The organism is Phycicoccus avicenniae, from assembly GCF_018139485.1.
In the GTDB taxonomy this organism is placed as follows: domain Bacteria; phylum Actinomycetota; class Actinomycetes; order Actinomycetales; family Dermatophilaceae; genus Phycicoccus; species Phycicoccus avicenniae.
Genome location: NZ_JAGSNF010000023.1, coordinates 41830 through 67308 on the forward strand (window position 1 = coordinate 41830; position 25479 = coordinate 67308).

The 25479-nt window shown below is 75.0% G+C and carries 28 protein-coding genes; 14 read left to right on the plus strand and 14 right to left on the minus strand.

Annotation, left to right across the window (positions count from 1 at the left end):
• The first annotated feature begins 57 nt into the window (after positions 1-57).
• Positions 58-591, plus strand: coding sequence for an SGNH/GDSL hydrolase family protein (locus KC207_RS16970; RefSeq protein WP_249138797.1), 534 nt, complete (start codon positions 58-60; stop codon positions 589-591).
• A gap of 141 nt (positions 592-732) precedes the next feature.
• A complete protein-coding gene (locus KC207_RS16975) occupies positions 733-1116 on the plus strand; it encodes a hypothetical protein (RefSeq protein ID WP_249138798.1) in 384 nt (127 codons plus the stop codon).
• Positions 1117-1160: 44 nt separating this feature from the next.
• On the opposite strand, the gene KC207_RS15690 is transcribed toward KC207_RS16975, so the two are convergent.
• Entirely contained in the window at positions 1161-2123 is a 963-nt protein-coding gene (locus tag KC207_RS15690; protein WP_211604262.1) for a sugar-binding transcriptional regulator, read from the minus strand.
• 190 nt (positions 2124-2313) lie between these two features.
• Between KC207_RS15690 and xylB the strand changes: the two genes are divergently transcribed.
• The 3 genes from xylB to KC207_RS15705 all read left to right on the plus strand — a co-directional run bounded on the left by xylB (position 2314) and on the right by KC207_RS15705 (position 5559).
• On the plus strand, positions 2314-3735 hold the full coding sequence (gene xylB / locus KC207_RS15695) for a xylulokinase (RefSeq protein ID WP_211604263.1): 1422 nt from the start codon (positions 2314-2316) through the stop codon (positions 3733-3735).
• A 32-nt stretch (positions 3736-3767) separates the two neighbouring features.
• Complete coding sequence (locus tag KC207_RS15700; RefSeq protein WP_211604264.1) at positions 3768-5042, plus strand: saccharopine dehydrogenase family protein; 1275 nt, start codon at positions 3768-3770, stop codon at positions 5040-5042.
• Between the two features lie 103 nt (positions 5043-5145).
• On the plus strand, positions 5146-5559 hold the full coding sequence (locus tag KC207_RS15705; protein ID WP_211604265.1) for a pyridoxamine 5'-phosphate oxidase family protein: 414 nt from the start codon (positions 5146-5148) through the stop codon (positions 5557-5559).
• A 12-nt stretch (positions 5560-5571) separates the two neighbouring features.
• On the opposite strand, the gene KC207_RS15710 is transcribed toward KC207_RS15705, so the two are convergent.
• Positions 5572-6531, minus strand: a complete 960-nt coding sequence (locus KC207_RS15710; protein ID WP_211604266.1) for a 2-hydroxyacid dehydrogenase — start codon at positions 6529-6531, stop codon at positions 5572-5574.
• 56 nt (positions 6532-6587) lie between these two features.
• Between KC207_RS15710 and KC207_RS15715 the strand changes: the two genes are divergently transcribed.
• Positions 6588-7625 (plus strand): hypothetical protein, encoded by a 1038-nt coding sequence (locus KC207_RS15715; RefSeq protein ID WP_249138799.1) that lies wholly within the window; start codon positions 6588-6590, stop codon positions 7623-7625.
• A gap of 45 nt (positions 7626-7670) precedes the next feature.
• On the opposite strand, the gene KC207_RS15720 is transcribed toward KC207_RS15715, so the two are convergent.
• Entirely contained in the window at positions 7671-8438 is a 768-nt protein-coding gene (locus tag KC207_RS15720; RefSeq protein ID WP_211604267.1) for an SDR family oxidoreductase, read from the minus strand.
• Entirely contained in the window at positions 8435-9262 is an 828-nt protein-coding gene (locus KC207_RS15725; RefSeq protein WP_211604268.1) for an SDR family NAD(P)-dependent oxidoreductase, read from the minus strand. Before KC207_RS15725 ends, KC207_RS15720 begins: the two co-directional genes overlap by 4 nt.
• A 272-nt stretch (positions 9263-9534) precedes the next feature.
• On the opposite strand from KC207_RS15725, the gene KC207_RS15730 reads away from it, so the two are divergent.
• A complete protein-coding gene (locus KC207_RS15730) occupies positions 9535-10035 on the plus strand; it encodes a hypothetical protein (protein WP_211604269.1) in 501 nt (166 codons plus the stop codon).
• Between the two features lie 29 nt (positions 10036-10064).
• On the plus strand, positions 10065-11411 hold the full coding sequence (locus KC207_RS15735) for an FAD-dependent oxidoreductase (RefSeq protein ID WP_211604270.1): 1347 nt from the start codon (positions 10065-10067) through the stop codon (positions 11409-11411).
• Between the two features lie 34 nt (positions 11412-11445).
• Here the strand turns inward: KC207_RS15735 and KC207_RS15740 are convergent, their stop codons facing one another.
• From KC207_RS15740 to KC207_RS15750, 3 genes are read right to left on the minus strand one after another with little or no spacing between them, the layout of a single operon-like run.
• Positions 11446-11835, minus strand: a complete 390-nt coding sequence (locus KC207_RS15740; RefSeq protein ID WP_211604271.1) for a hypothetical protein — start codon at positions 11833-11835, stop codon at positions 11446-11448.
• Positions 11832-13991, minus strand: coding sequence for a molybdopterin-dependent oxidoreductase (locus KC207_RS15745; RefSeq protein WP_211604272.1), 2160 nt, complete (start codon positions 13989-13991; stop codon positions 11832-11834). Before KC207_RS15745 ends, KC207_RS15740 begins: the two co-directional genes overlap by 4 nt.
• On the minus strand, positions 13988-14785 hold the full coding sequence (locus tag KC207_RS15750; RefSeq protein ID WP_211604273.1) for a crotonase/enoyl-CoA hydratase family protein: 798 nt from the start codon (positions 14783-14785) through the stop codon (positions 13988-13990). Before KC207_RS15750 ends, KC207_RS15745 begins: the two co-directional genes overlap by 4 nt.
• Positions 14786-14859: 74 nt before the next feature.
• Here KC207_RS15750 and KC207_RS15755 point away from each other — a divergent pair, with 74 nt between their 5' ends.
• A complete protein-coding gene (locus tag KC207_RS15755) occupies positions 14860-15528 on the plus strand; it encodes an acetate uptake transporter family protein (protein ID WP_211604274.1) in 669 nt (222 codons plus the stop codon).
• Between the two features lie 77 nt (positions 15529-15605).
• Here the strand turns inward: KC207_RS15755 and KC207_RS15760 are convergent, their stop codons facing one another.
• Complete coding sequence (locus tag KC207_RS15760; protein ID WP_211604275.1) at positions 15606-16826, minus strand: MFS transporter; 1221 nt, start codon at positions 16824-16826, stop codon at positions 15606-15608.
• 245 nt (positions 16827-17071) lie between these two features.
• Between KC207_RS15760 and KC207_RS15765 the strand changes: the two genes are divergently transcribed.
• The 3 genes from KC207_RS15765 to KC207_RS15775 are packed head-to-tail and all read left to right on the plus strand — an operon-like array spanning position 17072 to position 21208.
• Positions 17072-17536, plus strand: a complete 465-nt coding sequence (locus tag KC207_RS15765; protein ID WP_211604276.1) for a DUF2231 domain-containing protein — start codon at positions 17072-17074, stop codon at positions 17534-17536.
• A 31-nt stretch (positions 17537-17567) separates the two neighbouring features.
• Entirely contained in the window at positions 17568-19649 is a 2082-nt protein-coding gene (locus tag KC207_RS15770; RefSeq protein WP_211604277.1) for an NAD(+) synthase, read from the plus strand.
• The gene (locus KC207_RS15775; protein ID WP_249138800.1) at positions 19646-21208 is read left to right on the plus strand and encodes a fused MFS/spermidine synthase; all 1563 of its coding nucleotides are present in this window, start codon (positions 19646-19648) and stop codon (positions 21206-21208) included. The genes KC207_RS15770 and KC207_RS15775 overlap by 4 nt, the downstream gene beginning before the upstream one ends.
• On the opposite strand, the gene KC207_RS15780 is transcribed toward KC207_RS15775, so the two are convergent.
• Both KC207_RS15780 and KC207_RS15785 read right to left on the minus strand, forming a co-directional pair.
• Positions 21178-21696: a GNAT family N-acetyltransferase gene (locus tag KC207_RS15780; RefSeq protein ID WP_211604278.1), complete on the minus strand. Its 519-nt coding sequence runs from the start codon at positions 21694-21696 to the stop codon at positions 21178-21180. The genes KC207_RS15775 and KC207_RS15780 overlap by 31 nt on opposite strands.
• Positions 21697-21705: 9 nt before the next feature.
• Entirely contained in the window at positions 21706-22296 is a 591-nt protein-coding gene (locus KC207_RS15785; protein WP_211604279.1) for an antibiotic biosynthesis monooxygenase, read from the minus strand.
• 45 nt (positions 22297-22341) lie between these two features.
• Between KC207_RS15785 and KC207_RS15790 the strand changes: the two genes are divergently transcribed.
• Both KC207_RS15790 and KC207_RS16980 read left to right on the plus strand, forming a co-directional pair.
• A complete protein-coding gene (locus KC207_RS15790) occupies positions 22342-23142 on the plus strand; it encodes an HAD-IIA family hydrolase (protein ID WP_211604280.1) in 801 nt (266 codons plus the stop codon).
• A gap of 107 nt (positions 23143-23249) precedes the next feature.
• Positions 23250-23441, plus strand: coding sequence for a type II toxin-antitoxin system RelE/ParE family toxin (locus KC207_RS16980; protein ID WP_282958983.1), 192 nt, complete (start codon positions 23250-23252; stop codon positions 23439-23441).
• Between the two features lie 34 nt (positions 23442-23475).
• On the opposite strand, the gene KC207_RS15800 is transcribed toward KC207_RS16980, so the two are convergent.
• From KC207_RS15800 to KC207_RS15815, 4 genes are all read right to left on the minus strand, one after another.
• Positions 23476-23805, minus strand: a complete 330-nt coding sequence (locus KC207_RS15800) for a hypothetical protein (RefSeq protein WP_211604281.1) — start codon at positions 23803-23805, stop codon at positions 23476-23478.
• On the minus strand, positions 23802-24467 hold the full coding sequence (locus KC207_RS15805; protein ID WP_211604282.1) for an HAAS signaling domain-containing protein: 666 nt from the start codon (positions 24465-24467) through the stop codon (positions 23802-23804). The genes KC207_RS15800 and KC207_RS15805 overlap by 4 nt, the downstream gene beginning before the upstream one ends.
• Positions 24464-24808 (minus strand): PadR family transcriptional regulator, encoded by a 345-nt coding sequence (locus KC207_RS15810; protein WP_211604283.1) that lies wholly within the window; start codon positions 24806-24808, stop codon positions 24464-24466. The genes KC207_RS15805 and KC207_RS15810 overlap by 4 nt, the downstream gene beginning before the upstream one ends.
• Positions 24809-25288: 480 nt before the next feature.
• On the minus strand, positions 25289-25450 hold the full coding sequence (locus KC207_RS15815) for a hypothetical protein (protein ID WP_211604284.1): 162 nt from the start codon (positions 25448-25450) through the stop codon (positions 25289-25291).
• Positions 25451-25479 lie beyond the last annotated feature (29 nt).

Here is a 25479-nt window from a genome sequence, read left to right on the forward strand (position 1 = left end):
GTCGGCGCCGGTCGCCCTACGGTGTCCGGACCGCCCACCACTCCAGGAGAATGACCCATGGCCCGACGACGTGCCCTGGCCGCCGCCGCGACCGTTTCCGCTGCGGCACTTGCCGTCCCGATCGCCCCCGCCCAGGCCGCCGCGCCCTCGTACGTCGCCCTCGGCGACAGCTACTCCTCGGGCACAGGCACCCGCGACTACCTCGACGACGGCACGGACTGCCTGCGCTCCCCCGCCGCCTACCCCTCGCTCGTCGCCGCCGCCCGGGGGTACGACCTGAACCTGCGCGCGTGCTCCGGGGCGGTCGTCGCCGACGTGCGCGCCGCCCAGCTGCCCGCCCTGTCCTCGTCGACGGCCTACGTCACGGTCTCCGTCGGCGGCAACGACGCGGGCTTCGCCGACGTCCTCACCGAGTGCGCGCAGCCCGGCTGGATGAGCGACTGCTACGGCGCGATCGACGACGCCCGCGCCTTCATCGACACGACGCTCCCGGCCCGCCTCGACGCCCTGTACGCCGACATCCGCGCCCGCGCCCCGCAGGCACGGGTCACCGTCGTCGGCTACCCGCGGATCTTCAACGGTGAGGACTGAAACGCCCTCACGTGGTTCTCCCCGACGGAGGAGAGCCGGCTCAACGCGACGGCCGACCGGCTCAACGCGCTCACCGCGCAGCGCGCCGCCGCACGGGGCTTCTCCTTCGCCGACCCGACCTCCCGCTTCGTCGGGCACGCCGTGTGCGACGACCCGGAGTGGATCAACGGCCTGTCGTACCCGATCGTCGAGTCCTACCACCCGAACTCGGCCGGCCACGCCTCCGGCTACACCCCCGCGGTGAGCCCGCTGCTCACCGGCGCCACCGTGACGGCGGGGCCGGCCCTGGAGCGCCGAGCGGTCAGGACGGCCCCCGCGCAGGCGGCGACGCAGCGGCAGTACGCCGCCCTCGACGCGGCGATCGAGCCGAAGCCCGTCGAGCCCGTCGACCTCCACGGCGCCGAGGCCCGCAGGGCCGCAGCCCGCGCCGGGGTCGACGTCGACGACCCGGCGAGCGTCGCCGCGGCCGACCGGCGGGCCGACGCCCGGCAGCTCGCGGCGCGGGGCGAGCGTCCCGTCGGCTGATCCCCGGCCCGGGGCGCGGTCCCGCCCCGGGCCTCGCCCCGGGCTCAGTCGGGGGCCCGGCGCAGCAGCTCGGTCGCGAGGGTGCGGTCGACGACGAGCGAGTCGACCCACCCGCCGACGAGGAACGCGCGGACGGCGCCCGCCTTCGCCTTGCCCGTCGCGAGCGCGATCGTCTGCGGGACGGCGCGCAGCTGCTCGGCCCCGACCGTGACGAGCCGCCCGCCGAGCTCGGTCCCCACCGGCTCGCCCGCGGCGTCGACGAACACCCCGAGCGCCTCCCCGACGGCCCCGGCGGCCTTGACCTCGGCCCGGACGGCCGGCGGGACGGCGTCATGGATCGTCGAGTGACCCGGCACCCAGGCCCCGACCGACAGCACGGCGACAGACACCCGGGCCACCTCGGCGGCGGCCCGTGCGACGGCGGGCTGGCGACGCATCGCCGCGGCGCTCTCGGCGTCGTCGAGGATGAGCGGCGCGTAGTAGACGTGCGCCTCCTGGCCGGTGAGCGCGGCGGCGGCCCGGACGATGTCGACGGGGCTGTGCTCGCCGGGGATGACCATCGCGCCGCTCAGCTGGACGACGGACACCGGCGGCAGGCCGGGCAGCGCCGCGATCATCGCGCTCACCGTCCGGGCCCACGGCAGGCCGAGGACGTCGCCCGGCCGGACGACGTCGAGCAGGACGTCCGCCCCGGCCCGGCCGACGTGCGAGCGCAGCAGGGCCGGGTCGTCGGGACAGTCGACGACGACGCAGCGCCCGAGCCCGTACGCGGTGCGCAGCTCGGCCGACAGGGCACTGTCGACGCCGGTGCTGTCGACGATCTCGATGCGGACGATGCCGGAGGTACGGGCGGCCTCGAGGAGCCGGGCGACCTTGAAGCGGCTCACCCCCATCGCGGCGGCGATGTCGACCTTGCTCTCGCCGGCGAGGTAGTGGCGGCGGGCGGCCTCGGCGGCCAGCACCGCGTCCGCCGCGGGCAGCGGCTCGGCGCGCGTCGCCTCGGTCACAGGACGCGTCCTCTCGGTCGGTGCGGGGGCGGGACGGCTCCGCTCCCGCGTGAGGGTCCTGGGCCGGACCCAGCGGCCGTGGCCGGCCGACGGGTCCCCCCAGTATCCACCGGCGCCCCGGCCCCGGGCAACGACCCGTCCGGCCTGACAGGATGGCGACAGCACCGTCGCACCGACCCGGAGGGGACCCATGACCGACCGCACGCTCGTCGCCGGCGTCGACACCTCGACGCAGTCCTGCAAGGTGGTGGTGTGCGACGCGGAGACCGGTGAGGTCGTGCGCCTCGGCCGTGGGACGCACCCGGACGCCACCGAGGTCGACCCGGCCCACTGGTGGCGCGCCTTCGAGGAGGCGACGTCCGGCGGGCTGCTCGACGGGGTGTCGGCACTGTCCGTCGGTGGCCAGCAGCACGGCATGGTCCTGCTCGACGAGGACGACGAGGTCGTCCGTCCCGCCCTGCTGTGGAACGACACCCGGTCCGCGGACGCCGCCCGCGAGATCGTCGACGAGCTCGGCGGGCCGCAGGCGTGGGCCGACGCCGTCGGCATCGTCCCGCTCGCGGCGATCACGGCGGCCAAGCTGCGCTGGGTCCGCGACCACGAGCCCGCCTCGCTCGAGCGGGCCGTCCGCTGCGTCCTGCCCCACGACTGGCTGACCGGCAGGATCCTCGCCGCCGGCGGGGGCTTCACCGAGTGGACGACCGACGCGGGCGACGCGTCCGGCACCGGCTACTTCGACGCCGGCACCCGCGAGTACCGGACCGACCTCCTCGAGCGCGCCGCCGGCACCTCGCTCGCCGTCCCCCGGGTCGCCGGCCCGACCGAGGTCGTCGGTCGCACGTCCGGCGGGCTGGCCCTGGCCCCGGGCACCGGCGACAACATGGGCGCCGCCCTCGGGCTCGGGCTGCGGCCGGGCGACGGCGTCGTCTCGCTCGGCACGAGCGGGACGGCGTACGCCCGCCACGACCGCCCGAGCGCCGACGCCCGCGGCTTCGTCCAGTCCTTCGCCGACGCCGAGGCCGGCTTCCTGCCGCTCGTGTGCACGCTCAACGCCGCCCGCGTCCTCACCTCCGGTGCGTCGATGCTCGGGGTCGACCTCGCCGGCCTCGACGCCCTCGCGCTCGCCGGCCCACCCGGCGCGGGGGGCCTGACGCTCCTGCCGTTCCTCGACGGGGAGCGGACCCCGAACCTGCCGACGGCGACGGGCACCGTGCACGGGCTGACCCGCGAGAACGCGGCCCCGGAGCACCTGGCCCGTGCGGTCGTCGAGGGCATGCTCCTCGGGATGGCGGCCGCCGTGCAGGCCGTCCGCGACACCGGCGCCCCCGTCGAGCGCGTCCTGCTCATCGGCGGGGCGGCGCAGTCGCGGGCCGTGCGGACGATCGCCCCCGACATCCTCGGGGCGCCCGTCGCGGTCCCCGCGCCCGGGGAGTACGTCGCGGTGGGCGCCGCGCGCCAGGCCGCGTGGGCGCTGTCCGGAGAGGACGCGGCGCCCGCCTGGGACGTCCCGGTCGACGCCACGGCCGAGCCGACCGACGCGGCCTCCGGCGCCGAGGCCCGCGAGCGCTACGCCGACGTCCTGGCCCGGGTGCACCCGGGCCTCGCGTCCTGATCCCGCTCGCTACCGCGCGGTAGGTTGACCCGGTGACTGCGGAGCGCGAGTTCGACATCGTCCTGTTCGGCGCGACGGGGTTCGTCGGCCGGCTCACGGCGCGCCACCTCGCCGAGCACGCCCCCTCGGGGACCCGGATCGCCCTCGCGGGGCGCTCCTCCGAGCGGCTCGAGGCGTTGCGCACCGACCTCGGCTGGGCCTCCGCCGACTGGCCGCTGCTCGTCGTCGACGCCGCCGACGAGGCCGCCGTCGCCGACCTCGCCGCCCGCTCGAGGGTCGTCGTGACGACGGTCGGTCCTTACGCCCGGCACGGGATGCCGCTCGTGCGCGCCTGCGCCGAGGCCGGGACGCACTACTGCGACCTCACCGGCGAGGTGCTCTTCGTCCACCGCAGCATCGCCGCGGCGCACGCCGAGGCGCAGCGCACCGGGGCGCGCATCGTCCACGCGTGCGGGTTCGACTCGGTCCCGTCCGACCTCGGGGTCTTGCTCTGCGCGCAGGCCGCCCGCGAGGACGGCGCGCGGCTCGGACGTACCTCGCTCGCCGTCCGCCGGATGAAGGGCGGCTTCAGCGGCGGGACGATCGACTCGGCCCGCACCCAGGCCATCGAGATGCGTTCGGACCCGGCGCTGCGCAAGGTCGCGGGCGACCCGTGGGCTCTCGCCGAGGGCGGGCGGCCCGCCCGCGCCTCGGGACCCTCCTCCGCCGGTGCGCGGCGCCCTGGCCCCGCGGGCGCCCTCGCCCGGCTCGCGAAGGCCTCACCGGTCCGCCGCGAGAAGGGCACCGACCACTTCACCGGCCCGTTCGTCATGGCCGCCTTCAACACCCGGGTGGTCGCCCGGTCGGCCTCGCTGCTCGGGTACGGGGACGGCTTCCGGTACGCGGAGTACAGCGACTACGGTCCCGGCGCCCGCGGTGCGGTGACGGCGAGCGCGGTGTCCGCCGGGCTGCTGGCGGCCCTCGCGGGGATGGCGTTCCGCCCGACCCGCTCCGTCCTCGACCGGATGCTCCCCGCCCCGGGTGAGGGACCGAGCGAAGAGGCGATGGCCTCGGGACGGTTCCGGATGGAGGTCACCGCCGAGGCGAGCGACGGACGGCGCTACCGGTCCACCGTCGCGGCGCCGTACGACCCCGGCTACTCGGGCACCGCGGTGATGCTCGGCCAGAGCGCCCTCGCCCTCGTCGCGGGCGAGGGGCTGCCCGACGCCGCCGGCGTGCTCACCCCGGCGACAGCGCTCGGGGCACCGCTCGTCGAGCGGCTGCGCGCCCACGACTTCACGCTCGAGGTCGAGCGGCTCGAGGGCTGACGCCGGCGCGCGTCACACCCCCCCGGGCCCGGTCGGGGCTTCCCGACCCGGGGCATTGGTACTACGCTTGGTAGTAGTAGATCCCCGGACCCGGGAGCACGTCATGACCACGACACCCGTCACCGACCTGTCGAGCACCGACGCCCGCGAGATGCTCGAGCGCCACGAGCTCGGCCGGCTCGCCTTCCACCTCGGCGACGAGGTGCACATCACCCCGGTGAACTACGCGGTCGACCGGTACGGTCGGGTCGTGCTGCGGACCGCGGAGGGCAGCAAGCTGCTCGGGATGACGATGGACGCCGACGTCGCCTTCGAGATCGACGAGGTCGACGGCTTCCGCGCCCGCAGCGTCGTCATCCGTGGCCGGGCGCACGTCCTGCGGGGCGCCGAGGCCGAGGAGGCCGACCTTCTGCCCCGTCGCCCGTGGCTCGAGGGGATGCGCGAGGTCGTCGTCGCCATCACCGTGGACGAGATGACCGGGCGCTCGTTCACCCTGCGGCCCCCGACGTCGGTCTGACCCGACGCCCCGTCAACGGACGGCGGTGAGCGGGTCCCGCCCGTCGAGCACCGCGACGACGTTGTCGGCGGCGAGGTCGGCCATCGCCGTCCGGGTCTCGAGCGTCGCCGAGCCGACGTGCGGCAGGAGGACGACGTCGTCGCGCTCCAGCAGGCCCGGGTGGACGGCGGGCTCGTCCTCGAAGACGTCGAGCCCCGCCCCGGCGAGCCGTCCCGCCTCGAGCGCCGCGACGAGGGCGGTCTCGTCGACGACCGGACCGCGAGCGGTGTTGACGAGGTAGGCGGTCGGACGCATCCGGGCGAGGGCGTCGGCGTCCAGGAGGTGGCGCGTCGCCGCGGTGAGCGGGGTGTGGACCGACAGGACGTCGGACCGGGCGAGCAGGTCCTCGAAGCCGACGACCTCCGCGGCGAGCTCCGCGACGGCGTCCGGGTCCGGCTCGGACCGCCCGTGGAGCAGGACGTCCATCCCGAACGCCCGGGCCCGGCGGGCGGTCGCGAGCCCGATGGCCCCCGGCCCGAGGACCCCGAAGGTCCGGCCCTGCACGGAGCTGCCGAGCAGCTGGAACATCCCCCAGCCCCACGGCTGCCCGGACCGGACCACCCGCTCGGCCTCGGCGAGCCGTCGGGTCACCATGAGGGTGAGCGAGATGGCGATGTCGGCGGTCGCGTCGGTGAGCACCCCGGGGGTGTTCGTCAGGGTGACCCCCCGCTGGCGGCAGGCGTCGAGGTCGACGTTGTCGTAGCCGACGGCGACGTTCGCGACGACCCGCAGCCCCGGTCCGGCCGCGTCGAGCAGGGCGGCGTCGACCCGCTGGCCGAGCGTCGCGACGACCGCGTCCGCGCCCTCGACGAGCCCGGGCAGCTCGGCGTCGGGCGGGGCGGAGTCCTCGTCCCGGTAGCGGACCTCGTGATGCCGTCCGAGCCGCTCGACGGCGGTCCCGGGCAGCCGGCTGAGCACGGCGACGGTTCCCATCGCCCCAGTATCGCCACCGCCCACGACCGGCCGGACGGCACCGTAGGCTCGCCCGCATGACGGACGCCGACCGACGCCGCCCCCGGCTGCCGCGTCGGCGCCGGAGCGAGGACCCGCTCGCCGCGACCGAGCGCTGGTTCCTCGCGAACGGGCTGTCCTACTTCGTCCCGGGTGAGCGGGAGAAGGCCGCTGCGGCGCTGCGCCCGCGCCGCGCGCTGCCGCTCGTCGGGCTCGCCGTCGTCGTCATCGCCGCCCTCGGCGGGCTGCTCGGCCGGGTGTCGCAGCAGGTGAGCACCGCCCCCGCGGCGTGGCTCTCGCTCGCCGTCGTCGCGGGCGTGCTCTACGTCGCGACGGCGCTGCGGGCCCGGCCGATCCTCACCTTCGCGGCGACCCGCACCGTGACGAGCGTCCGGCTCCTGGCCTCGACGCTGACCCGGGCCCTGCCGCTGCTCCTCGTGTTCGTCGCGTTCCTCTTCATCAACGCCGAGGCGTGGGAGATGACGGCGAGCCTGTCCTTCGCCACGCACTGGGTCGTCGCGCTGCTGCTCGTCGGCTCCGGGGTCGTCTTCCTCCTCGTCCGGCTGCCCGAGGAGGTCGACGCCCTCGATGACGCCGTCGACGACGAGTTCCTGCGCCGCACGTGCGCCGGGACACCCATGGAGGAGGAGTGCGCGCGGCTCCTCGCGGACGAGGACGCCGACCCCGCGTCGTACGCGATGGTCACCGGGTTCGAGCGCTGGAACCTCATCCTCGCGCTGCTCGTCATCCAGCTCGTCCAGGTCGTCGTCCTCGTGTTCGGCGTCTTCCTCTTCCTCCTGCTCTTCGGGTCGATCATCATGCAGGAGCAGACCCAGCTGAACTGGACCGGCCTCGAGGCCGTTCAGGGCATCCCGAACGTCCCGAGCGTGTCGGTGCAGCTCGTCAAGGTCTCGTTCTTCCTGTCGGCCTTCTCCGGCCTGTACTTCACCGTCAGCGCCGTCACCGACGACACCTACCGGCACCAGTTCTTCTCGCTCGTCACCCGAGAGCTGGAGCGCGCGGTCGGCGTCCGCGCGGTCTACCTCGCGCTGCGGGCCGAGCGTTCCCGGGACTGACCCGCGACGGCCCCGGGCCGCCACCGCGGACGGAGGCGTCGGGCGTCAGGCGTGACCGCCGGTCATCCGGCGCAGCAGCGGCAGCGGCGCCGCCCGCATCGCCGCCCCGACCGGCACCCAGGGCCACGCCGGGACGCGCGCGGACGGCTTCTCCGCCTCCATGGCCTCGACCATCGCCCGCACGCCGGGGACGGTGTCGACCATGAACGGGGTGCCGCGCACGTGCTCGTTCATCTCCGAGCGGATGTAGCCGGGGTGGATCGTCGAGACCCGGATGTCGAGGTCGGGGCGTCCGACGAGCTCGTGCCGCAGCCCTTCGCCGAGCGTCGCGACGAACGCCTTCGTCGCGGCGTACGTCGTCACGGCGCCCGGCAGCCCGCGCAGCGCCGCGACGGACGAGACGAGGACGAGGTGGCCGTGGTGCTGGGCGCGGAAGACCTCCATCGCCGCCTCGGTCTGGGCCAGGGCGCCGAGGACGTTGACCTCGGCGGTCTCGCGGTTGGCCTCGGGGCGCCCGGTCCCGAGCGGCGCACCCTTGCCGAGCCCGGCGTTGACGACGACCCGCTCGAGGGTGCCGAAGTCGGTGCGGAACGCCTGGACCGTCTCCCGGACGGCACCCGCGTCCGTGACGTCGAGCGCGCGCACCTCGACCCGGCGGCCGGTGCGCTCGACGATCTCCTCGCGCAGGGCCTCGAGCCGGTCGGTGCGCCGGGCGGCGAGGCCGAGGTCCCAGCCGCGGGCCGCGAGCTGGCGGGCCGTCTCGGCGCCGAGGCCGGAGCTGGCGCCGGTGATGATCGTCGTGCGGTGGGTCACGGCAGGTACTCCTCCGGGTCGTGGCCAACGCGACGGGCCAGCCGCGCCGCCTGGCCGTGCATGAGCCGGTCGTAGAGCGGCCGCGCGAACCGCTTGCCGAAGTACGCCTGGCGTCCGACACGGTCGGTGAGGATGACCGGCTTCCGCTTCTCGATGCCGTCGAGGACGACAGCGGCCACGTCCTCGGCGCTCGCGGACGCGGTCGTGATGAGCTTCGTCCCCGCCTCCTGCATGGCCGTGTCCTTGCCCGCGAACGAGGAGTGCAGGTTCGTGCGGAAGAAGGCCGGGCAGACGACGCTCACGTCGATCCCCCAGGGGCGCAGCTCGAAGCCGAGGGTCTCGGACAGCGCGACCACCCCGGCCTTCGTCGCGTTGTAGCTCGACATCGCCGGCGCGTGGACGAGTCCCGCGAGGGAGGCGACGTTGACGATGTGCCCGCTGCGCTGCTCCTTCAGGAGCGGGGTCATCGTGTGGCAGCCGCGGGCCACACCGAGCAGGTTGACCTCGACGATGCGCTCCCAGTCGGCCATCGCCTCGACGTCGATCCGGCCGCCCGCGGCGATGCCGGCGTTGTTGACGAGGAGGTCCAGCCCGCCCCACGCCTCCCGGACCCAGGCGAGCGCGGCGTCCCAGTCCTGCTGGCGGCGCACGTCGAGCGTGAGGTAGTCGGCGCCCGCGGGCAGGTCGGCGGGGCGCTCCTCGGCGAGGTCGCACGCGAGGACACGGGCGCCCCGCTCGAGCATGCCGGCGACGAGGGCACGGCCGAGGCCGGACGCCCCACCGGTGACGAGGGCCCGGCGCGGGCCCGGAGGTGCTGAGGTCATCCCTCGACCCTAGACCGCGCCACCGCCGGTGAGGCCCGGCTGTCGGCGGGCCCCGGAGCAGGGGTGGTCACGGAACGCTCCACCCGTGGAGCGAACCCTCCACATGTGGAGGGTTCGGCGACCACCCGGTGCCGGGCGCGCGGCCCGTCGGGGTCGGGAGACAAGGGGGTGTGCCGGGATGCTCCGGATCCGGAGGGGACGCTCCGGACCCGGCGGGTTCCGCGACGACCCCCCACTCCGGGTGTGGATACCGGCCGGGGTATCCTCGGCCGATGCTCGACGTCCTTCGTGCGTGGTCCCCCCGCCGCTGGTGGGCGGCGCTTGGTGCCGCCGCCGTCACCGTCCTCGTCGTGGCCGTCCCGACGGCGATGCTGCCGACTCCGGTGTTCGGCCGGGAGATCCCGACGACCTGGTGGGCCTGGCCGGTCCTCGCCGTCACTGCGGCGCTGTCGGGCCTGCTGTTCGCCACGTACGTCCGCGAGCCGGGCGCGGCCGCCGCCGAGCCCACCGTCGACCGGCGGGGGTTCGCGGGCGGCCTGCTCGCCTTCTTCGCCGTGGGGTGCCCCGTGTGCAACAAGGTCGTCCTCCTCGCCCTCGGGTATGCCGGAGCCCTCCAGTGGTTCGCCCCGGTCCAGCCGGTCCTCGCCGTCGCCGGAGTGGCGCTCCTCGCGTGGGCCCTGCGCGCACGGCTGCGCGGCGAGGTGTCGTGCGCCGTCCCGGAGCCACCGCCCACCACCACCACCACGACCAGGAGCGCGGCCGGGCGCGTGTGACCCGCTGCGCCGGAGGGTAGGACGTGGTCATGTCCACACCCGACGAACTCACCCGTCACGACGTCGACGTCGTCGTCCTCGGCGCGGGCTCCGCCGCCGCGGCCCTCGTCGGCGCCCTGGCCGGCGAGCCGCGCGTCGTCGTCATGGAGGACGCGCTCGTCGGGGGCGAGTGCCCCTACGACGCCTGCGTCCCGAGCAAGGGTCTGCTCCACGACGGGGCCCTCGGCCGGTCGTGGGAGACCGCCCAGACCCGCCGCCGCGGCCTCGTCCACCATCGCGACGACGGCCCGCACGTGGACGACCTCGTCAGGCCCGGCGTCGAGCTCGTCCGGGAGCGGGGGTGGCTCGTCGACGCCCACACCGTGCGGTCCGCGCACCACGAGGTCCGCGCGGAGCACGTCGTCCTCGCCACCGGGGCCGCCGCCTCGCTGCCGCCGCTCGACGGGCTCGACGACGTCCGCGACCGGGTGTGGACGAGCGCCGACGCCCTCCGCGCGTCGTCCGTCCCCGCGCGACTGGCGATCCTCGGCGGGGGTGTCATCGGCTGCGAGCTGAGCCGCATCTTCTCGCTCTTCGGCAGCGACGTCGTCGTGTACGAGCCCGAGGACCATCTCTTCGGAACCCTCGCACCCGAGGTCTCGGAGGCGGTCGAGGCCGCGGTCCGCGCCGCCGGGACCGAGCTGCTCACCGGAGTCGCGCCCACTGCACTGCGACGGCACGGCGACCGGGTGGTCGTCGTCGACGACGCCGGCGGCGAGCGCCACGTCGACCGGGTGCTCGTCGCCACCGGCCGCACCCCACGGACGACGGGCATCGGGATCGAGTCGCTGGGGCTCGACCCCGAGGAGCCGCTGCCGCTCGACGACACCGGCCGGGTCCGGGTCGAGGGCTCGGTCTGGGCGGTCGGCGACGTGTCGGGCCGGCAGCAGTACACCCACGCGGCGAACCACCACGGCCGGGTCGTCGCGGACCACCTCACCGGCAGCGGCCGGCGCCGGCTGTCCGACGTCGTCGACGCGGCCTGCATGTTCCTCGACCCGCCGATGATGACCGTCGGCCCCTCGATCGCGGACACCGCCGGGGACGACGACGTCGTGTGGTCGGTGACGACCGAGGACGGCGTCGTGCGGGCGAACACCGACGAGCGCCGGGCCGCCCTCGCCGTCGCTGCCGACCGGCGCACCGGGACCGTCCTCGCCGCGCACGGCATCGGTGCCGGGTTCGACGAGCTCGTGCACGCCGTCGTCGTCGCCGTCGACGGGCGGGTGCCGATCGACCGGATGCTCGAGTCGATGGTCCCGTTCCCGACGATGGGCGCGATGTGGCGGACGGCGCTCGAGGACCTCGCCGAGCGGACGGGGCCTGGCGGGCGGTGAGCCCCGAAGACCGGACGAGGCCCGGCGACGCTCGTCAGCCGGCGGCGGGGTCCTCTCCGGCCGCGTAGGCCGCGAGGATCTCGGCGACCCGGTCGTCGACCGCCGCGTCGGCGGGGAGGGTCTCGGCGTGAACCCGCCGGCTCGTGAACCGGCCGACCCGGTAGGCCCGCACCTTCCACGGTCGACGGTCGGCGCTCGCCTCGAGCAGCCCTCCGCCGAGCCCGTGGACGAGCATCCCGACGGCGACCCCGACCGACACCGGGGACGCCGGCGTGAGCATCCCGACGTCCTCGCGCACGTCGGCGCCCCGGGTCCGCAGCGACACCCCGCGGCGCGCGGCGAGCACCTCGACGAGGCGGTTGTCGGCGTCCCGCCCGACGGCGCGGCGGCGGAGGGGGTCGGTCCGGTGGTCGGCGCTGGTCATACCGGCACGATAGTGACCGGGACCCCGTTGAGGACGGCGTTGCCGGAGACGGCCTCGACGACCGACGGGTCGGTGACGTCGTTGACGGAGGCCCCGGGCAGGCCGGTGGCCGTCCGCAGCCGGACCCCGTCGCGGTCGTGCCCGTAGCCGTGCGGCAGCGACACGACGCCGCGCATCACGTCCTCCGTCGCGTGCACGTCGACCTCGACCTCCCCGGACGCCGAGGACAGCAGCACCCGCCCGCCGTCGCGCACCCCGCGGACCGCGAGGTCGTCGGGGTGGGCGTGCAGCGCGTGCCGCGGCCGGCCGGAGGTGAGGACCGGGGCGTTGTGCAGCCAGGAGTTGTTGTCCCGCTGGTGGCGCCGGCCGACGAGGAGCAGCGCGTCCGGGTCCTTCGGCGCCTCGAGCGTCGCGAGCACCCGCGGCAGGTCGTCGAGGACGACGGGGGCGGCGAGGTCGACGCGGCGGTCGGCGGTCGCGAGCCGCTCCGGAAGCCGGGGCCGCAGGGGACCGAGCTCGAGGCCGCCCGGCCCGGCGGCGTGCAGCGTCCGGACCGACAGCCCGGCACCCCCGGTGCGCAGCAGCGCGTCGAGCTGGCGGGTCGGCGAGGTGCGCAGGCGGGCCTGCGCCTCGAGCACCCGGCGCGAGAGCCGGCCCCGCCGGGTCGTCCCGCGGGCCCGGAGGTAGGCGAGGCCGAGGTCGCGGGCGATCTCCCAGTCGTGCCGCCCGCCGGGGTCCTTCGGGAGCAGCGCCGGGGTGAACCGGGCGGTGTCGCGGACGGCGAGCAGGTGGAAGACGAGGTCGTAGTGGTCGCGCTCGAGCGGGCCGGTCGGCGGCAGGACGACGTCGGCGTGCCGGGTCGTCTCGTTCAGGTAGAAGTCCACGGCGACGTACGCCTCGAGCCCGCGGACGGCGGCGTCGAGCCGCTGCCCGCCGGGCGTCGACGCGACGGGGTTGCCGGCGATCGTCAGCAGCGCCCGGACCTGCCCCGGCCCGGGCGTCGTCATCTCCTCCGCGAGGGCCGCGACCGGCAGCTCGCCGCCGAACCCCGGTAGCCCGCGGACCCGGGTCCGCCGCCGGGAGAACCCGCCCGGCCCGAGGAGCCCGCGCCCCACGAGGTCGACGGCCGGGGTCGTGAACATGACGCCGCCGGGACGGTCGAGGTTGCCGGTGAGGGCGTTGAGCAGGTGGACGGCCCACTGGCAGACGACACCGAAGCCCTGGGTCGAGACGCCCATCCGGCCGTGCACCGCCGCCGACGGGGCGTCGAGGAGGTCGTTCGCGAGCGCACGCACGGCGTCGGCGGTCATCCCGCTCGCGCGCTCGGCGACCTCGGGGGTGAACGGCTCGACCGCCGCACGGACGGCGTCGACCCCGTCGACGTACGCCGCCGGCGTGGCGTGTCCGGACGCGAGCACCTCGCGGACGAGGGCGAGGAGGACGGCGGCGTCGGACCCGGGCCGGACGGCGTGATGGGTGTCGGCGACGTCGGCGGTCTCGGACCGGCGGGGGTCGAGGACGACGAGCCGGCCGCCCCGGGCCGCCAGCTCGCGGCGGCGCTGCGGGAAGTCGGGGACGGTCCACAGCGAGCCGTTCGAGGCCATCGGGTTGTGCCCGACGAGGACGAGGAGGTCGGTGCGGTCGACGTCCGGCACCGGCAGGAGGAACTGGTGGCCGTAGAGGGCGTGCGCGACGACGTGGTGCGGCAGCTGGTCGACGGACGTCGCCGAGTACCGGTTGCGGGTGCGCAGCAGCTTCACGAGGGTCGGATGGTGGGTGAGCGCCCCGAGGCTGTGGACGTTCGGGTTGCCGAGGTAGACCGCGAGCGCGTCGTCGCCGTGCCGCTCCTGGACGCCGACCAGGAGGGACGCCGCCGCGTCGACCGCCTCCTGCCACGTCGTCTCGTGCAGCTCGCCGTCGCTGCCGCGCACGAGCGGGCGCCGCAGCCGGTCGGGGTCGTCCTGCACCTGGGGCAGCGCGAAGGCCTTGGGGCAGATGTGGCCCCGGGAGAGCGGGTCGCCCTCGTGGCCGCGGATGCGGTCGACGGAGCCGTCCGCCCCGAGGGTCACCTCGAGCCCGCACATCGCCTCGCACAGGGTGCACGAGGTGTACCGGGTGCTCGCGCCGCCCTCGGGCCGCGTGCCGGCATCGCTCATCGGCCCCTCGGTCCGTAGTCGGCGGTCTCCCGGCGCAGGGCGGCCTGGCGGGCCCGGGCGGTGTTGGCCCGGCGCAGCAGCACGGCCTGCTCGAACCGCTCCCGGGCGAAGGTGCGGCGCGGGCCGGAGGTCCACGTCCGCTCGAGCACCCGCTTCGTCGCGGCGACCGCGTCGGGGGACCGGGTCGCGACCTCGGCGAGGAAGGCGTCGGCGGCGGCGAGCGGGTCGGCGTGCACCTCGCTCGCGAGCCCGAGCTCGACCGCGCGCGACCCGTCCACGACCTCACCGGTCATCGTGAGCCGCTTGGCGACGTCGAGCCGCACCTGCTGGGACAGCGCCTGGATCCCGCTCATGTCGGGGACGAGCCCCCAGCGCGCCTCGAGGACGGACCAGCGGGCGTCCGGCGTCGTGAACCGCAGGTCGGCCGCGAGCGCGATCTGCAGGCCGCCGCCGTAGCAGTGGCCGTGGACCGCCGCGACGACCGGCACGGGCAGCCGGCGCCACGCCCAGCACGCCTCCTGGAACAGGTTCGTCCCCCGCCAGGGACGCGGCACGAACGCGCGGGCGACCCGGGGCGGCTCACGCAGGACGGTCGCGAAGTCGAGACCCGCGCAGAAGGAGTCGCCGGCCCCGGAGAGGACGACCCCGCGCAGCGTCCGGTCGGTCCGCAGGCCGTGGGCGGTGTCCCGCAGCGCCTCGAGCGTGTCGAGCGTCAGGGCATTGAGCTTGTCCGGTCGCTCGAGCCGGACCCGGGCCACCCCGCCGTCGACCTCGCACGTCACCGGACCCGTCATGGGGCCAGCCTACGAGTTGTCGCAGGCCACCCCCGGCGGGCTAGCGTTCCGGGGGACGTCCACGAGAGGAACCGATGTCCGACTCCACCGAGCAGCCCTACCGGATCGTGCTGCGGCCCATCGCCAACCCGCTCCCCATCGGCATGCTCGCCCTGCTCGTGTCGACGTCCAGCGTCGCCGCCCTCCAGCTGGGCCTCGTCCCCACCGACCAGAGCCAGGTCGTCGGCCGCGCCGTCGTCGCCCTCGCCCTGGCCCTCCAGCTGCCCGGCGCCTACCTCGGGTTCCAGGCCCGTGACCCTGCCGCCGGCACCGGCATGGCCGTCCTCGGGTCGACGTGGCTCGTCGTCGGACTCACCCTCGCCTTCGGCACCCCCGGAGAGCCCGCGCCGGGGCTCGGGATGCTCCTGCTCGCCGCCGCGGCGGCCCTCATCGTGCCGATCGCGGCGTCGATCGCGAAGCCGGTCACCGTCCTCGTGCTCGGGACGAGCCTCGTTCGGTTCGCCGTGACCGGCGTCGCCCAGCTCACCGGGTCCGCGGGGTGGGAGACCGCGGCCGGTGTCCTCGGGCTCGCCCTCGGGGCCGTCGCGCTCTACGCCGCGATGGCCTTCGAGCTCGAGGACGTCCACCAGCGCAGCGTCCTGCCGCTCGGCCGGACCGGCCCCGCGCACCACGCGATGGAGGGCGGGATGCGCGAGCAGCTGAGCGGCATCGAGAACGAGGCCGGGGTCCGCCAGCAGCTGTGAGCCACCGCTGGGGCCGCCCGACGGGTCGGGCTTCCGATCGCCCGTCCGGGCCGGCCCCGGTGGGGCGACCCCCGGCCTCAGACGGCCGCGGGCACCTCGGGCGCCGGCTCGACGGGCGCCTGCGCCCGGGCCCGGACGTCCCGGCGGTGCAGGTGCACCGACAGCCAGAGCACTCCGAGGCCGAGGGCGGCGAAGCCGACCCCGACGACCGCCGGGGCGCGGTAGCCGTAGCCCGCGGCGATGACGAGGCCGCCGACCCACGCGCCGAGGGCGTTGGCGAGGTTGAGCGCGGCGTGGTTGCCGGCCGCGGCGAGGGTCTGCGCCTTCCCCGCCACCTGCATGAGCCGCAGTTGGAGGTTGATGACGAGCACCGAGGCGAGGACCGACGCCGCGACGAGGACGACGGCCACGCCCACGGCGCTGCCGGCGACGAGGGCGAAGAGGCCGAGCGAGACGCCGAGCCCGACCATCCCGATGACGACCGAGCGCAGCACCGACCAGTCGCCCATCCGCCCGGCGACCATGTTGCCGACGAGGCCGGCCACGCCGAAGACGAGGAGGTACAGCGGGACCGCGCCCTCGGACAGCCCGGTGACCTCGGTGATCGTCGGCGCGATGTAGGAGTACATGGCGAACATGCCACCGAAGCCGATGGCGGCGACGCCGAGGGTCAGCATGACCTGGACGTTGCCGAGCGCGGCGAGCTCGGAGCGGACCGTCCGGCTGCGGTCGGCGGTGAGGCGCGGGATGCTCGCGGCGACGAGGCCGACGGTGACGACACCGACGAGGGCGACGAGCCAGTACGCGGCGCGCCACCCGGCCTGCTGTCCGAGCCACGTCGCGCCCGGGACGCCGAGGATGTTCGCGATCGGGATGCCGAGCATCACGGTGCCGACGGCGCGGCCGGAGCGACCGGCCGGGACGAGGTCGACGGCGACGAGCGCGGCGAGCCCGAAGAACGCCCCGTGCGGGAGGCCGGCGAGGACGCGGGCCGCGAAGAGGGTCTCGTAGGTCGGGGCGAGCGCGCTGAGCACGTTGCCGACGGCGAAGGCGGCCATGAGCCCGATGAGCAGGCCCTTGCGCGGCAGCCGGGCGCCGAGGGCGGCGATGAGCGGGGCACCGACGACGACACCGAGCGCGTACGCGGAGATCGTGTGGCCGGCCTCGGGGATGCTCACGCCGACGCCCTCGGCGATCTGCGGCAGGAGGCCCATCGTCACGAACTCGGTCGTACCGATACCGACCCCTCCGAGGATGAGGGCGGTGAAGGCGAACCAGGGGTGGCGGGGTCGGGGCACGATGTCTCCAAGGAGCACGAGGGGGCGGATGTTCCCGGCACCGTCGCCGACCTTCCCATCGTCCCAGGCTGCGGGGATCCCTCCAACTCGCCGGAGCCGCCGTCCCACGGCCCGGCCGCCGTTGCACGGTCCGGCCGCCGTCTCACAGGATCCTGACAGGCGGGGGACAGCCCGCGCCCCGTCCCGCTCGGCACGGTCGGGGCACAGGTGGCGGCGACCCGTCGCCCCGGTCCTCAGGAGGTCCCGTGTTCGACACCGTCCTCGGTCTGCCGCTGCACCCGCTCGTCGTCCACGCCGTCGTCGTCCTCGCGCCGCTCACCGCCCTGCTCACGGTCATGGCCGTCGCGTCGACGCGGCTGCGGGAGCGGATCGGGGTCGCCCTCCCGGTGCTCGCGACGGTGACGTGGGTCGCCGCGTTCGTCGCCGAACAGTCCGGCGAGGCCCTCGAGGAGGCCGTCGGCGAGAGCGCCCTCGTCCGCGAGCACGCGGAGCTCGGCGAGCGGCTGCCGCTCGCGCTCCTCGTCGTCACCGTCCTCACGTGGGCGATGTGGGTCCTGCACCGGCGGGCGTCCCGCGCCGGGGACCGCCCGGGCAGGGCCGCGCGGATCGTCGACGTCCTCGCCGTGCTCGCCGTCGTCGTCCTCACGGTGCTCGTCGTCCTCGTCGGGCACTCCGGCGCCGAGGCCGTCTGGAGCGGCACCGGCGCCTGACGACGGCCACTGCGGGCCATAGGCTTCCGGTATGGACTTCCGCAACGTCTACGCCCAGGGGTTCGCCCGGGTCGCGGCGTGCACGCTGCCGGTCGCCCTCGCGGACCCGGCCGAGAACGCCCGTCGGATCGTCGAGCAGGTCCGGGCCTGCCACGACGACGGGGTCGCCGTCGCCCTCTTCCCCGAGCTGTCGCTGTCCGGGTACGCCATCGACGACCTCCTCCTCCAGGACGTCCTCCTCGACGCCGTCGACGCCGCGGTCCGCACCGTCGCCGAGGCCACGGCCGCGCTCACCCCCCTCGTCGTCGTCGGCGCCCCGCTGCGCCACGGCCACCGCCTCTACAACTGCGCCGTCGTCGTCCACCGCGGCGAGGTGCTCGGCGTCGCCCCGAAGTCCTACCTGCCGACGTACCGAGAGTTCTACGAGAAGCGCTGGTTCGCCGAGGGCACCGGCCAGGACTCGCAGTTCCTCGTCCGCCCCCAGTGGCCCGGCGCCGACGCCGACGGCGAGGTGCCGTTCGGGCCCGACCTCGTCTTCACCGCCGAGGACGTCCCGGACCTGCTCGTCCACGCCGAGGTCTGCGAGGACCTGTGGGTGCCGGTGCCGCCGAGCCACGAGGCGGCGATGGCCGGCGCGACCGTCCTGCTCAACCTGTCGGCCTCCCCCATCACCGTCGGCCGCGCCGAGGACCGCCACCTGCTCGCCCGGTCGGCGAGCAGCCGCTGCACCGCCGCGTACCTGTACGCCGCCGCGAGCGAGGGCGAGTCGACGACCGACCTGTCGTGGGACGGGATGACGATGGCCTACGAGATGGGCGACCTGCTCGGCGACAGCGAGCGGTTCCCCGACGGCCCCCGCCGCACCGTCGTCGACGTCGACCTCACCCGCATCCGGCAGGAGCGGATGCGCCAGGGATCCTTCGACGACAACGCCCGCGCGTACGCCGCCGACGACGCCGGGTTCCGGCTCGTGCCGTTCCGGGTCAAGCCGCCGACCGGCGACCTCGGTCTGCGCCGCACCGTCGACCGCTTCCCCTTCGTCCCCGACGACCCCTCGCGCCTGGCCCAGGACTGCTACGAGGCGTACAACATCCAGGTCCACGGCCTCGAGCAGCGGCTGCGGGCGATCGGCGGCGGTGACCCGGCCCGGGCCCCGCGCATCGTCATCGGCGTCTCCGGCGGGCTCGACTCGACCCACGCGCTCATCGTCGCGGCGAAGGCCTGCGACCGGCTGGGCCTGCCGCGCACCCACGTCCTCGGGTTCACGATGCCCGGCTTCGGCACGAGCGAGGGCACCCGGACTAACGCCCACCGGCTCATGGACGCGATGGGCATCGAGTGGGAGGAGGTCGACATCCGGCCGCTCGCCACCCGGATGCTCGAGGACCTCGGCCACCCCGCCGGCCGCGGCGAGGAGGTCCACGACGTGACCTTCGAGAACGTCCAGGCCGGCCTGCGGACCGACCTGCTCTTCCGCGCCGCGAACCAGCGCGGAGGCATCGTCCTCGGCACCGGCGACCTGTCCGAGCTGGCGCTCGGCTGGTGCACCTACGGCGTCGGCGACCAGATGTCGCACTACGGCGTCAACGCCGGGGTGCCGAAGACGCTCATCCAGCACCTCATCCGGTGGGTCGTCTCGTCCGGCCAGTTCGACGACGCCGCGACCGACGAGACGCTGCTCGCCGTCCTCGACACCGAGATCAGCCCGGAGCTCGTCCCGGCCAAGGACGGCGTGATCCAGTCGACGGAGGACACGATCGGCCCGTACGCCCTGCACGACTTCACGCTCTACCACCTGCTGCGGCGCGGGTCGCGACCCAGCCGGATCGCCTTCCTCGCCGAGCACGCCTGGCGCGACCTCGACGCGGGCGCGTGGCCGGCGGGCTACCCCGAGGACGACCGCGCCGCGTACGACCTCGAGGCGGTGCGGCATTGGCTCGGGGTGTTCCTGCGGCGGTTCGTCGGCAACCAGTTCAAGCGTTCCGCGCTGCCGAACGGCCCGAAGGTCGTCGCCGGTGGGTCGCTCTCCCCGCGCGGGGACTGGCGGATGCCGTCCGACGCCTCGGCCGCCGCCTGGCTCGCCGAGCTCGACGCGAACGTGCCGACGCCGTGAGCGCCGGCTCCGACCCCGGCGCCCCCCGGACCGGCGGCTCCCCCACGCCCGACGCCCCGGACGCGACGGCCGACGGAACCGGGATCGGCGACGTCGCCGCGTCCGTCCTCGTCTTCGGCTCCTCGTGCGCCGTCCTCGTCGTCGAGATCGTCGCGCTGCGGTTGCTCGCCCCGTACTTCGGGCTGACCCTCGAGACCTCGACCCTCGTCATCGGGCTCGCGCTCGCCGCGATCGCCGCCGGTGCCTGGCTCGGCGGCCGGTGGGCCGACGGGCACGACGCCCGCGGGCTGCTCGGCCGGCTGCTGTACATCTCCGGTGCGGTCGTCGCCGCGACACCGTTCCTCGTGCGGGGCGCCGGGTCGGTCCCGGACAGCGGGCTGCTGCTGCCGGTGACGACGGCGTGCATCGTCGTCCCCGGCGCGCTGCTGTCGGCGATGACGCCGATGGTGACGAAGCTGCGCCTGGCGACCCTCGAGCAGACCGGGTCGGTCGTCGGGCGGCTGTCCGGCATCGGCACGGCGGGCGCGATCACCGGCACCGTCGTCACCGGGTTCGTCCTCATCTCGACGGTCCCGGTGACCTGGATCATGGTCGGCCTCGGGGTGCTCCTCGCGGCCGGCGGTGTCGCCACCGAGGTGCACAGCCGGCGCGCAGTCGCCGCCGCGACCGCCGCGGGCGTCCTCCTCGTCGGGGCGGGCGGGGCGCTGCTCCTGCCGTCCGGGTGCGACTACGAGACGACGTACCACTGCGCCGTCGTGCAGGCCGACCCCGACCGCGAGGGCGGGCTGTCGCTCGTCCTGGACAACCTGCGGCACTCCTACGTCGACGTGGGCGACCCGGAGTACCTCGAGTTCTCCTACGTCAAGGCGCTCGCCGCCGCGACCGAGGCGTCCTACCCCGCGGGCGAGGCGATCGACGCCCACCACCTCGGCGGCGGCGGGCTCACCCTGCCGCGCTGGCTCGCGACGACCCGGCCCGGCACGACGAGCACCGTCTCCGAGATCGACCCGGGCGTCGTCGAGGTCGACGAGGAGCGCCTCGGCCTCGAGACCGGCCCCGACCTCGAGGTGCGCGTCGAGGACGCCCGGACCGGGCTCGACGCCATCGACGACGACTCCCGCGACCTCGTCGTCGGCGACGCGTTCGGCGGGGTGAGCGTCCCGTGGCACCTCACGACGGTCGAGGTCCTCGGCGAGGTGCGCCGCGTCCTCGGCGACGACGGGCTGTACGCCGCGAACCTCATCGACTACCCGCCGCTCGGGTTCGCCCGCGCCGAGGTCGAGACGCTCGGCGCCGTGTTCGACCACGTCGCCCTCGCCGCGACACCCGCGTCGGTGCGGAACGAGTCCGGTGGCAACCTCGTCGCGCTCGCGTCCGACGCCCCCATCGACACGGCCGCGTGGCAGGAGGCGCTCGACGCACGCGACGTCGGCTGGCAGGTCATCGAGGGGGCCGAGCTCGACGCCTGGGTCGGCGACTCCCCCGTCCTCACCGACGACTACGCGCCGGTCGACCAGCTGCTGACGCCCTACCCCTCGGCGAGGGCCGTCAGCGGCTGACCGTCGAGCCGGTACGTCGTCCACTCCGACTGCGGGACGGCGCCGATCGACTCGTAGAAGGCGATGCTCGGGGTGTTCCAGTTCAGGACCCACCACTCGAGGCGGCGGTAGTCCCGCTCCCGGCAGACCTGCGCGAGGGCGGCGAGCAGGCCCTTGCCGAGCCCTCCGCCGCGGTGCTGCGGGTCGACCCACAGGTCCTCGAGCCAGATGCCGTTGCGGCCGGTCCACGTCGAGTACGTGAGGAACCAGACGGCCATCCCGACGACCTCGCCGTCGACCTCCGCGAGGTGCGCGAACGTCGTCGGCGCACCCTCGTCCGGGAAGAGCGCGGCGCGGACGTGGTCCTCGGTCGACTCGACGGCGTCGGGCTCGCGCTCGTACTCGGCGAGGTCGTGGACCATCCGCTGGATCGCGGGGACGTCGTCGGGGCCGGCGGGGCGGATCGTCCAGGAACGGCCGGCCGGGGTCGTGCCATCGGTGCTCGTCATGGCGCCACCCTAGGAGCGAGCGCGGCGCCAGGGCGGGGGCTGTCCGTGGAGGAACCACTCCATCCGCCTCGTGATCCACGGCAGTGCCGCGTACGTCATGACCGGCGTCATGACGAGGATCGTCGCGAGCACCCGCAGGACGAGCGGCACCCGGTCGAGGCCGACGAGCGGGATGCCCGCGTTGACGACCACGCTCAGCGGGAAGAAGACGAGGAAGATCGTCACGGCCTGCTTCCACCGCGGCGGGGCGGCCGGGGCGGGGCGCAGGTCCTCGACGTCGACGGAGGTGGGGGCGTCGAACCAGCCCTCGATGCCCGTGCGCCGCTCGACCCGGGACTCGACGACGCCGAGCCCGACGGCGGCGTCGCGCCACCAGGCCCGCTCGTCCGAGGACTCCCACCGGTCGAGGGCGTCCGCGTCGGCGAAGCGGTAGAGCATCTGCCACGTGCCGTCACCGGGGTCGGGACGGACCCAGCCGGCGCCGAGGAAGCCGGGGAACTGGCCGGCGAGGCTGGTCCCGGTCTGGATCCAGCTCGTCATCGCGGCCTCCCGTCCCCCGGGGACGTGGCGCGTGACGGAGACGGTGACGGGTCCGGTCATGGGCGACATCATCCCGTGCGGCCGGGGAGGCGGGATGATGGCCCCATGACGACCCCGCGCCCGATCGAGACCTGGCTCACCGACATGGACGGCGTGCTCGTCCACGAGGAGGAGCCGATCCACGGGTCCGCCGAGTTCGTCGAGGCGCTGAAGCACGCCGGGCGGCCGTTCCTCGTCCTCACGAACAACTCGATCTTCACCCCGCGCGACCTACGGGCACGCCTGCACCGCAGCGGCATCGACGTGCCGGAGGAGTCGATCTACACGTCGGCGCTCGCGACCGCGGACTTCCTCGCGGAGCAGCGGCCGAACGGGTCGGCGTACGCCGTGGGCGAGGCCGGCCTGACGACGGCGCTGCACGACGTCGGCTACGTCCTCACCGACACCGACCCGGACTACGTCGTCCTCGGCGAGACCCGGACGTACTCCTTCGAGGCGATCACGAAGGCGATCCGGCACATCGAGGCCGGCGCCCGGTTCATCGCGACGAACCCCGACCCGAGCGGTCCGTCGACCCAGGGCACGCTGCCCGCGACCGGGTCCGTCGCGGCGCTCATCAGCACGGCGACGAGGCGCAAGCCCTACTTCGTCGGCAAGCCGAACCCGCTCATGATGCGCAACGCGCTCAACCGGCTGCAGGCGCACTCGGAGACGACGGTGATGATCGGCGACCGGATGGACACCGACGTCGTGAGCGGGCTCGAGGCGGGGCTGCGGACCGTCCTCGTCTCGACCGGCTCCACCCGGCCCGACGAAGTCGAGACCTTCCCGTACCGGCCGACCCGGATCGTCGACTCCATCGCGGACCTCGTCGAGCTCGTCGAGAACCCCGACTCCGGCCTCTGACGCCTGGGGTCAGGCTCCACTGCCGGCGCCGGTACCCGCGAGGGTGCACTTCCTGTCGCTTCCCGGCCGAGCAGGCTCCACGAGCTCGACCATTCCGCCACCGCAGGATCCAGGCGGCCATCGAGTTTTCGGCCGACGAGCCCCGCCCGTCCGGCTCGACGGAGCTCGTCGGCGGTGACGGCGAGCGGCGCGTTCGCACCGGCGACCACCGCATCGTCCACGAGATCCACGACGACGTGCTGCTCCTCCTCGTCCTGGCGGTCGATCACCGGCGCGAGATCTCCCAGAGGCGGTCGTGACTCGGGTCGCTCCGCGGCGCCGACGCCCGCCGGGTCACACCTTCTCGAAGAACCCGGCCCGGTAGGTCCACGTCCTCTCGGTCGAACCTCGCGTCGACGGCTCGAGCGACTCCTCCAGGTGGACGGTCAGCATCCGAGCGGCCGCCTCGAGCGCGGAGGTCCCCGGCCACAGGTCTCGAGCGAGCTCGTCCCCGTCCGCGAGCAGACGACTCAGCTCCCTCTCCGGGAGGAGAATGACGAGGCGCTCTCCCCCGTGCTCGATGTGCAGGGTGCGTGAGCCCGTGGCTGCTGCCTCGACAGGTACCCCCTGGCTCCGGAGCCTCTCCGCGAAGAGACGGACGAGCGCGTCGACATCGGTCGTCACGGCCGCGGGCGGGCGACATCGTCCGTCACGAGCGAGGGCGACGGGCGCCCTTCCGGCCCACGGAGCGCCCTGCGGCTCAGCCGGTAGAGGATCGTTCCCGAGGCGCCGAGGACGACCGCGACGGGAAGCCAGGTGACCGGCGATGGGCCGAGGACGACGAAGAACGCCTGCGTGAGCAGGACCACGGCGACCAACGTCGTCGGACCCAGGGCAGCCGACGTCGCCTTCTGCCTCGTCGTCCACACCGCACCCATCGCGGACAGCACCGCGATCACGACCCACGGCAGGAGGAGGACGGGGATCCCCAACAGAAGCTCCGAGGGCGACGTGGCACGGACGAACAGCAGGGGCACGAACAGGAGTAGTCCGATGCCGTTGAGCGTCGACGCGACGACGGCGGGCCATCGCGCCGGTTCGGCCGGAGCGACCGTGCGAGGCGGTCGATCCGCGTACGCCTCGTCGGCGATGCTCGCGGGCGGGCCGAGGTCGGCGAGCACGGCCCGGACCTGCTCCCCGGAGGGCTCGGGTCCGAGGGCGGCGGCCAAGTGCTCGCGCACCCCTTCGAGGACCTCCGTCCGGGACAGGGGATCGAGCCCGTGCAGCATCAGCTCGAGGTCGCGGAGGTAGGCCGCGGCGAGCGGATGGTCGATGGCGGCGGTCATGGGCTCCCCCTCGAGATCGTGCTGTCGACGGCGTCGCGGAACGGCCCCCACGTCCGCCGGAAGGACTCCAGGGCCTCGCGCCCCTCGGGTGTGAGGCCGTAGTACCGGCGGGGTGGGCCCTCCGTCGACTCCTGCCACGTGGTGCCCACGAGTCCGGAGCGGCGCAGACGGGCCAGCAGCGGGTACAGGGTGCCCTCCCCATCCATCAGGACGCGGTCCTGACCGAGCCGGCGGGCGATGTCGAGCCCGTACAGCTCCTCGGGCTCGAGCAGAGCGAGCACGCAGTACTCCAGTGCACCCCGGCGCAGCTGCGTCAGAACGCCGCGCTCCCCAGGTACCATGCGACGCAATATAGCGTTGCCGTACCCCGTGCCGACGTTCTTGCCTCATCTCCGCGACGCGACGTCGCGACGTGGGGCCGCCTGTCATAGTGCCGCCATGGCGTCCTCCGGGCTCGAGCACCGTCGACAGTGGCGCTCCGTGTGGACCTCCGTATGTGCGGCGGCATGGCTGCCGATCTACGGAGGCTTCCTCGGTCGGTGGATACGCGATCGTGAGCCGTCGGACGCACTGTGGTGGCCGGTCGTGTGGACCGTCGCTGCCGCCCTCGCGGTCGCCGTCCTCATCGGCGAAGCGCGGGACCACCTCAGGAGACGCCGCGCGAGGAGAGACCTCGCCTCGTGAGCCCTGCATCCGCCGAGCCGGGCGACGAGCCCCGTCCGCGCTCCTGAGCCTCCTGCAGCAGGCTCATCACCCGGGACGGGGCTCGCGCGGGAGGTCGAGGCCCGACGACGCGCAATGAAGCAGGACGGTCGGGTCCGTCAGCGGTCGATGAGGTGGGGCTCGCCGTCGACGGTGACCGACACCCGGCTCCCCACCGGCGGGGTGAGCGGACCGATCGTCCGCGCCCGCAGCAGCGCCCCGTCGACCCCCTCGAGCGGCAGTGCGTGTCCGTGGGGACGAGTGACGTCGGGCGGTTGCACCCCGATCTCGGGAGCCGAACGTCGAGCCG